Source organism: Microbacterium sp. B35-04 (genome assembly GCF_010634885.1).
GTDB lineage: Bacteria > Actinomycetota > Actinomycetes > Actinomycetales > Microbacteriaceae > Microbacterium.
This window is the reverse complement of the sequence record NZ_MWLP01000126.1, coordinates 1-7,769: the sequence shown is the minus strand read 5'-3', so window position 1 is coordinate 7,769 and position 7,769 is coordinate 1. Positions and strand designations below refer to the sequence as shown.

Annotated in this window: 11 protein-coding genes and 2 tRNA genes; 5 read left to right on the top strand and 8 right to left on the bottom strand. The window is 68.2% G+C overall.

The window, feature by feature from the left end; genetic code table 11:
* The 6 genes from B1729_RS19505 to B1729_RS19480 form a co-directional block, all read right to left on the bottom strand.
* On the bottom strand, window positions 1-243 hold a 243-nt coding region (locus tag B1729_RS19505; RefSeq protein ID WP_239539726.1), incomplete at its 3' end, for a DUF2017 family protein.
* A complete protein-coding gene (gene clpS, locus B1729_RS19500; protein WP_239539725.1) occupies window positions 240-539 on the bottom strand; it encodes an ATP-dependent Clp protease adapter ClpS in 300 nt (99 codons plus the stop codon). The genes B1729_RS19505 and clpS, both read right to left, overlap by 4 nt.
* The gene (locus B1729_RS19495) at window positions 539-889 is read right to left on the bottom strand and encodes a metallopeptidase family protein (protein ID WP_204260020.1); all 351 of its coding nucleotides are present in this window, start codon (window positions 887-889) and stop codon (window positions 539-541) included. Before B1729_RS19495 ends, clpS begins: the two co-directional genes overlap by 1 nt.
* 56 nt (window positions 890-945) lie before the next feature.
* A tRNA-His gene (locus B1729_RS19490) sits at window positions 946-1,021 on the bottom strand.
* A 37-nt stretch (window positions 1,022-1,058) separates the two neighbouring features.
* Window positions 1,059-1,685: an oligoribonuclease gene (gene orn / locus B1729_RS19485; protein ID WP_163617307.1), complete on the bottom strand. Its 627-nt coding sequence runs from the start codon at window positions 1,683-1,685 to the stop codon at window positions 1,059-1,061.
* A gap of 77 nt (window positions 1,686-1,762) precedes the next feature.
* A tRNA-Arg gene (locus tag B1729_RS19480) sits at window positions 1,763-1,835 on the bottom strand.
* 105 nt (window positions 1,836-1,940) lie between these two features.
* Here B1729_RS19480 and B1729_RS19475 point away from each other — a divergent pair.
* Window positions 1,941-2,153, top strand: a complete 213-nt coding sequence (locus tag B1729_RS19475) for a methyltransferase (protein WP_163617306.1) — start codon at window positions 1,941-1,943, stop codon at window positions 2,151-2,153.
* Between the two features lie 42 nt (window positions 2,154-2,195).
* Here the strand turns inward: B1729_RS19475 and B1729_RS19470 are convergent, their stop codons facing one another.
* Window positions 2,196-2,801 carry a hypothetical protein gene (locus B1729_RS19470; RefSeq protein WP_163634464.1) on the bottom strand — a complete coding sequence of 202 codons (606 nt, stop codon included), beginning with the start codon at window positions 2,799-2,801 and terminating at the stop codon, window positions 2,196-2,198.
* 62 nt (window positions 2,802-2,863) lie between these two features.
* Between B1729_RS19470 and B1729_RS19465 the strand changes: the two genes are divergently transcribed.
* Window positions 2,864-4,288, top strand: a complete 1,425-nt coding sequence (locus B1729_RS19465; protein WP_163634462.1) for a PLP-dependent aminotransferase family protein — start codon at window positions 2,864-2,866, stop codon at window positions 4,286-4,288.
* 24 nt (window positions 4,289-4,312) lie between these two features.
* On the opposite strand, the gene B1729_RS19460 is transcribed toward B1729_RS19465, so the two are convergent.
* On the bottom strand, window positions 4,313-4,576 hold the full coding sequence (locus B1729_RS19460; protein ID WP_163617303.1) for a hypothetical protein: 264 nt from the start codon (window positions 4,574-4,576) through the stop codon (window positions 4,313-4,315).
* A gap of 230 nt (window positions 4,577-4,806) precedes the next feature.
* Between B1729_RS19460 and ssb the strand changes: the two genes are divergently transcribed.
* From ssb to ettA, 3 genes are all read left to right on the top strand, one after another.
* Window positions 4,807-5,349 (top strand): single-stranded DNA-binding protein, encoded by a 543-nt coding sequence (gene ssb / locus B1729_RS19455; protein WP_163617302.1) that lies wholly within the window; start codon window positions 4,807-4,809, stop codon window positions 5,347-5,349.
* A gap of 95 nt (window positions 5,350-5,444) precedes the next feature.
* A complete protein-coding gene (locus tag B1729_RS20675) occupies window positions 5,445-5,927 on the top strand; it encodes a hypothetical protein (protein WP_204260019.1) in 483 nt (160 codons plus the stop codon).
* A 121-nt stretch (window positions 5,928-6,048) separates the two neighbouring features.
* Complete coding sequence (gene ettA / locus B1729_RS19445) at window positions 6,049-7,728, top strand: energy-dependent translational throttle protein EttA (RefSeq protein ID WP_163617301.1); 1,680 nt, start codon at window positions 6,049-6,051, stop codon at window positions 7,726-7,728.
* Window positions 7,729-7,769 lie beyond the last annotated feature (41 nt).

The window sequence follows — 7,769 nt, the reverse complement described above, 5'->3', positions numbered from 1 at the left end:
GGAGGCGAGGACGACGGCCGCGTCGGCGGCCCGCCGATCGAGGAGGTCTGACTGGGTCAGCGCGCGGAACTCGCGTGCTGCCTCTGCATCGTCGGAATAGGCGGCGGGCACGAGCCTGGCGAGCGCCGGATCGCCGTCCTCGGGAGCCGAGTCCCGGAGCAGCTCGCTGAACTGCCCGACCAGGCTCGCGAGGTGCGCAGCCTCCAGTCGGGTGATCTCCATCGCTACGGTCCGTCCGCTCATGACGGCTCCTGTCGCACGGTCGCCCACAGGCCGTAGTCGTGCATGGCCTGCGCATGCAGTTCCATCTGCTCCCGTGCACCCTGGGCGACCACGGCGTGGCCCTCGTTGTGCACAGCGAGCATGAGACGCTCCGCCTCGGCGCGGGGAAGGCCGAAGTACTCGCGGAACACATGGGTGACGTAGCTCATGAGGTTGACGGGGTCGTCCCATACGACGGTCTGCCAGGGACGGACAGGATCGATCCGCGCCGCGATGTCGACCTCATGGTCCACGGTGGGAGTGGCCACCGGCGTCATCACGCCCACCCCAGCTCGTGCAGACGGGCGTCGTCGATCCCGTAGAAGTGGGCGATCTCGTGCACCAACGTCGTGTGCACCTCATCGCGCAGCTCATCCTCGTCGTCGCACGTCGCCAGGTGCGGCTCGCGATAGACGATGATGCGGTCGGGCAGCTCTCCCACACCGTAGCGCTCGCGTTCTGTCAGCGCCCACCCGTCATACAGCCCCAGCAGGTCGAGGCTGCCGTCCTCCGGGCGGTCCTCGACGACGAAGACGACGTTGTCGAGGCCCTCCACCATGTCGTCGGGGAGCGCGTCCAGCTCGTCGGTCACCAGCTGCTCGAACGTCGCGGCATCCATCTCCATCATGATGCCCCGCTTCTACGCGAATGGGGCGCGTGAGACGCGCCCCATTTCGAAGGAATTGGGGTGAGTAACGGGACTCGAACCCGCGACATCCGGCACCACAAGCCAGCGCTCTACCAACTGAGCTATACCCACCATGTCTCCCGCCTGAGCGGGCAACCCAACGATTCTCTCACACCTCTGGGGCAAACGACGACACGACGGCGGCCGCTGCTGCGCGCGCGCCGTCGCTCGTCGGGCCGGGCTCGGGGACGAACACCGCCTGGCGGTAGTAGGCGAGCTCGCGGATCGACTCGACGATGTCGGCGAGGGCGCGGTGGCCGCCGTCCTTCGCCGGCGCGTGGATGTACGCGCGGGGGTACCAGCGGCGCGAGAGCTCCTTGATGCTCGACACGTCGACGTTCCGGTAGTGCAGCCAGCGGTCGACACGCGGCATGTACTTCGCCAGGAACATCCGGTCGGTGCCGATGGTGTTGCCCGCGAGGGGCGCTTTGCCCTCGAGGGGGACGAAGCGCTGGATGTACTCGAGAACCTGGAACTCGGCATCCGCCAGGCTCACGCCGTGGGGGATCTCGTCCAGGAGGCCGGACGAGCGATGCATGTTGGTCACGAACTCGTTCATGTTCGCCATCGCCGAGTCGTCAGGCTTGATCACGACGTCGAAACCGGGGTCGAGCGCCCGCAACTCGAAGTCGGTGACGACGACGGCGATCTCCACCAACTCGTCGACGCCCAGATCGAGGCCCGTCATCTCGCAGTCGATCCACACCAGACGATCGTTCTCGGATGCACCCACCATGCGCTCCATCCTTGTCGCAAGTTCAGACATCCCATGGGCCTGAACCAGGGTTCCAGCTCTCACGCCGGTCCCGTCAGCCCCTCCGGGAGGATTCGAACCCCCGACCTTGCGGGTAGAAACCGCTCGCTCTGTCCCCTGAGCTACGGAGGGAAGGGTGTTTCCACACTACCGGGTCGCGCCACGCGGTCGCGGACGCTGGCGCTTGTCCCGGGCTCGGCGTAGCGTCGGCATCGGAGGCATCGAAAGGAGTTCACCATGAGCACCGCACAGACGCACCACGCGCTCTGGATCGCCTACGGCGGATCAGGCGTCGCCGGAAGCATCCGCAAGGACGACGACGGCTACACCGTCACGATGGCGGGGGCCGATCACGTCGCAGGGACGTACCCCACGATGGAGATCGCCAAGAGCGCGCTGCATTCGCGGATGGCGCCCGGAAGCGACTGGCCTCAGTTCCGCGAGCACTGAGCGACCTCGCGGGGGGGACTTGTTGTTCTCCCGCTGGACGCTTCACGCCGGCTGGTGCGAGACGGCTTCTGTCTTGCGGCGCGTGTCGAACAGCGGCAGGGCGACGTGGACGAGCGGGCCGATCAGCACCGCGAAGAGCACCGTTCCTATGCCGACCGTGCCGCCGAGCAGCCAGCCCACGAGCAGCACTGACAGCTCGACCAGCGCTCGACAGAGCCAGATCGGCCAGCCCAGTCGCGCGTTCAGACCGGTCATCAGGCCGTCACGGGGGCCGGGACCGAAGCGCGCCCCGATGTAGAGACCGGACGCGAGCGCGACGAGCAGGATGCCGGCCAGCAGCGTCGCCAGCTGTGCGACGAAACCCGTCATCGGCGGGATGAGGTCGAGCACGATCTGCATGCTGGTGCCGACGAGGAGGATGTTCGCGATCGTGCCGATGCCGGGCTTCTGGCGCAGCGGGATCCACAGCAGCAGCACGAAGAAGCCGACGATGTTGGTGATCCAGCCGATTCCGATCTCCGTTCGCACGGACAGACCCTGGGCGAAGACGGTCCACGGGTCGACGCCGAGGCCCGCCTCGACTGTCAGGGCGCAGCCGGCCCCGTAAAGGAAGAGACCGACGAGCAGTTGGACGATTCGGCGTGGCATCCATCCATCCAATCTCATGATTGGCATGTCGGGTGCAGTCCAATATGACTATCATGGCTCCCATGGATTCGCGGATGTCGGCGCGCGCGCTGGCTCAGTCGCTGGGCGGATGGCGCACGAGGGAGCCTGCGTACGAAGCATTGGCCGACGGCATCCGTCTGCTGTGTCTGGACAACCGGCTGGCGCCGCGAACGACACTGCCCGCCGAGAGAGAGCTGGCCGTTGCCCTGCACGTGAGTCGCAGCACCGTCGCGGCGGCTTACCGCAGCCTCCGCGAGACCGCCCACATCGCAAGCCTTCGCGGATCGGGCAGCGTGACACTGCCGCTGAGGCGCCGGGACCCCGGCCGGGTCGAGGCGGTGGACGGCATGATCGATCTTCAGCAGGCCAGTCCGCCCGCGTGGCCCGGCCTCGCCGGGATCATGACACAGACGGCCGCGAACGCATCGGCGCTGGTCTCACGCGTGGGCTACGACGTGCTCGGGCGCATCGAGCTTCGCGAGGCCATTGCGCGCCGTTACACCGAACGGGGCGTCCCGACGCATCCGGACGAGGTGCTCGTGACGACCGGTGCGCAGAGTGCGATCCATCTCGTGTCGTCGGTGCTGATCGGTCGCGGTGACCGCGTCCTCGTCGAGACGCCCACCTATCCGCACGCCGCGGACGCGCTGCGCCGCGCGGGAGCGCGACTCGTCGGCGTCCCGGTGACGACGGATGACGGGTGGGACGTCGATCGCGCCGAGCAGGCGTTCGCGCGCACGTTGCCCGTGATGGCATACCTCATGCCCGACTTCCAGAATCCGACCGGACGCAGCATGACGGCGCACGAGCGGCAGGCTCTGCTCGCTGCGGGGGAGCGTTCGGGCTCGGTGCTGGTGCTCGACGAGACGACAGCGGATCTCGACATCGACCGCGGCGTGCTCGCGCCGGGCTTCGACTCAGCCGAGCCCGGGACCGTGGTCCGGATCGGCTCGCTGGGCAAGACGGTGTGGGGAGGGCTGCGCCTCGGCTGGGTGCGTGCCGACGGTGAACTGATCGGCCGACTGGTTGCGGCGCGGCCGGCACACGACCTCGGAACACCCGAGTTCGAGCAGGCGATCGCCACCCGCCTCCTCGCCCACTTTGACGAGATCGTCCTGCAGCGCTCGCAGCTGCTCCGCGCGGGGCGCGACGCGCTGGTGGACACGCTGCGGTCGGTGCTGCCGTCGTGGGATATCCCGGTCGTGCACGGGGGAGTCTCGCTGTGGATCGAGCTGGCCTCACCCCTCAGCTCCGCGCTCGTCATGGAGGCGCGATCACACGGGCTCCTGCTCAGCGCGGGGCCGCGGTTCTCGGTGGAGGGCGGACACGAACGCCATCTGCGGGTGCCGTTCACCGCGCCGCCCGAAGAGATGGTGCGGGCCGCGAGCGTGCTCGGCGAGGTCTGGGCGGCGGTGCGGGCGGGTGCGCCGTCTTCGCTCGTGGAGCGGGTCGGCTCCGTCATCTGATTCCGCCCGTGCGGGCGGCTCGGCTCATCGCGCGAGTCGCAGGCACTCGACCGCCTCGTCGGCGCTCCAGAACTCGCCGATGTCGCGGAAAGCCTGCGAGGGCCTGTGGAAGCGGCGTGCCCGGAAGCGGATGTCGCCGGCATGCGGCACCTGCTGCAGATGGCCGATGACGATGCCGGCGCGGTCCAGCACGCGCCACAGCGAAGGGGCCGCGGCGACGAGGCGCACGCGCGAGTGCGAGGTGAGTGTCGGCGTGCCGGCTGATCGAGCTTCGATGACGGTGGTCATGGTTCCTCCTTCCGCTCGAACATAACTACGGCTTCCGACATCGTCCGGGCGGGCGGTCTCCGGCGATTCCTCCCCAGGTGACGGTTCGCTCGAGCTGTCCCCAGATCGCCGCCGGTTCGGACTGGGCGCGGCCTCTGCCCGGCAGGCTGATCCCACCGCCGGCGTCCTCGGGCACGGGGCGCCGGCGGTACCACCGGGGAAGGTCCCCGGGACGACAGATGGGACACGACATGAGTGACAGAGGCGACACGATCACGATCACGGGCAACGTGGCCACACCTCCGGAGTTGAAGCGGACGTCGAGCGGCGTGGCGATCGCCACGTTCCGCGTCGCGAGCGGCCAGCGGCGCTACGACCGCGAGGCAGGGGCATGGTCCGACGCCGGCACGAACTGGTACACGGTGTCGGCCTTCCGCACGCTGGCCGATCACGCGTACCGATCGCTGCAGAAGGGCGATCGCGTCATCCTGACCGGTCGCCTGCGTCTGCGTGAATGGGACAACGGCACTCGTCGGGGGACGGCGATCGAGATCGATGCCGAGGCGATCGGGCACGATCTCCTGTGGGGGACGACGACGTTCATGAAGGATTCGCACGTCGCCGTGACGGATGGCGCAGACCACGCGGCGCAGGGATCCGGGGACGACGCATGGGCGGCGCCCGGTGTCGACGCTTCTCCGTCGGGCACCGAGGGTGGGAGCACCGAGCCGCTCCTGGTCGGTGCCGGGTCGGGAGTGTCTTCATCGACGGGCGGCGGCGAGACGCCGTTCTGAGCGTTCAGCCTGCGCGGGGCCGGCGGCCCTAAACTCTCTCCGTGGCCCGAGACCTCCCGCCCCGCGCTCGCTCTGAAGCCCGGCAGCGTCGTGCCTTGCTGGCGCTCGCAGCGATCCTGCTCGCCGGCGCGTTGACGGCATGCACCCCCGTGACCACTCCTGACGCGACGCCGTCACCGACGATCACATCGACGCCCGATCAGTCGGGCGCTGCTCCGACGCCGGCACCGACGACGGCACCCGAACCGGCCCTCGTGTCAGATGGCACTGCGGCGGACAATCTGCCCCTGTTCACGTCGGTGACCGCCGCCGTGTGGGAGTCATCGGACCGAGCGGCCGGACGAGCGTACGTGGACGCGCTGACGGCAGCCGGGTTCGACAAGGCGGCGATGCAGGTGACGAACGATCAGACGACGGTCGGCAACCCGGCCGAGAGCATCCAGTTCGCCGTGCGCTGGGGCGACGAGTGCCTGATCGGCCAGGTCGGCCCGGAGACCGGGAATCCCGTCACCGTGGTGATGCCGGTGCTGGCCGAGGGAGCCTGTCTCATCGGCGAGACACGACCCATCGACTGGTGAGGCGCTGCCGCTCGATCCTTCGACGGGCCGCGGCCGCCGCTCGCCACCGTGGAGTCCGTCTGCCACAGGGCCGGTAGGCTGAGACGCTGACGTCTGAAGTCCGAGGAGAGCAGAAACCCGCATGGCTGAGTACATCTACTCCATGGTCCGAGCCCGCAAGGCCGTCGGCGACAAGCTGATCCTGGACGACGTCACCATGGCGTTCCTTCCGGGCGCCAAGATCGGCATGGTCGGCCCGAACGGCGCCGGCAAGTCGACGATCCTGAAGATCATGGCAGGCCTCGACACGCCGTCGAACGGCGAGGCGAAGCTGAGTCCCGGATTCAGCGTCGGCATCCTGATGCAGGAGCCTGAACTCGACGAGACCAAGACCGTGCTGGAGAACATCCAGGACGGCATCGCGATCAAGGCGAAGGTCGACCGCTTCAACGAGATCTCGGGGCTGATGGCCGATCCCGATGCAGACTTCGATGCGCTCCTGGCCGAGATGGGAGTGCTGCAGGAGGAGATCGACGCCGCCGACGCGTGGGACCTCGACTCCCAGCTCGAGCAGGCGATGGATGCGCTGCGCACCCCTCCGGGCGAGGCCGAGATCGGCCCGCTGTCGGGCGGTGAGAAGCGCCGCGTCGCGCTCACCAAGCTGCTGCTGCAGAAGCCCGACCTGCTCCTGCTCGACGAGCCCACGAACCACCTCGACGCCGAGAGCGTGCTCTGGCTCGAGCAGCACCTGCAGAAGTACCCCGGCGCCGTGATCGCGATCACCCACGACCGGTACTTCCTCGACAACGTCGCCGAGTGGATCGCCGAAGTCGACCGGGGCCGTCTCATCGGGTACGAGGGCAACTACTCGACCTACCTCGAGAAGAAGGGCGAGCGTCTCGCGATCCAGGGCAAGAAGGACGCGAAGCTCGCCAAGCGTCTCGCCGAGGAACTGGACTGGGTGCGATCGAACGCGAAGGGTCGTCAGGCGAAGTCCAAGGCGCGCCTGGCCCGCTACGAGGAGATGGCGTCCGAAGCCGACCGCACGCGCAAGCTCGACTTCGAGGAGATCACGATCCCGCCGGGGCCGCGCCTGGGCAGCATCGTCATCGAGGCGAAGAAGCTCCAGAAGGGCTTCGACGGCCGCTCGCTCATCGACGGCCTGAGCTTCAGCCTGCCGCCGAACGGCATCGTGGGCGTCATCGGCCCGAACGGTGTCGGAAAGACGACGCTCTTCAAGACGATCGTCGGCCTCGAGCCGCTCGATGGCGGAGATCTCAAGATCGGCGAGACGGTCAAGATCAGCTACGTCGACCAGTCGCGCTCGAACATCGACCCGAACAAGACCCTGTGGGAGGTCGTGTCGGACGGCCTCGACATCATCACGGTCGGCAAGACCGAGATCCCGTCGCGCGCGTACGTGTCGAAGTTCGGCTTCAAGGGACCCGACCAGCAGAAGAAGGCGGGCGTGCTGTCGGGTGGTGAGCGCAATCGCCTCAACCTCGCGCTGACCCTCAAGGAGGGCGGAAACCTGCTGCTCCTCGACGAGCCGACCAACGACCTGGATGTGGAGACGCTCCAGTCTCTCGAGAACGCCCTGCTCGAGTTCCCGGGCTGCGCGGTGGTCATCACGCACGACCGGTGGTTCCTGGACCGCATCGCGACCCACATCCTCGCCTACGAGGGCACCGACGAGGACCCCGACAAGTGGTACTGGTTCGAGGGCAACTTCGAGGCCTACGAGGCCAACAAGATCGAGCGTCTCGGCGCCGACGCGGCACGCCCGCACCGCACCGCCTACCGCAAGCTCACGCGTGACTGACACCGGCGATGGGGCGGTCGCACCCGCCGCGAACGGTCGCC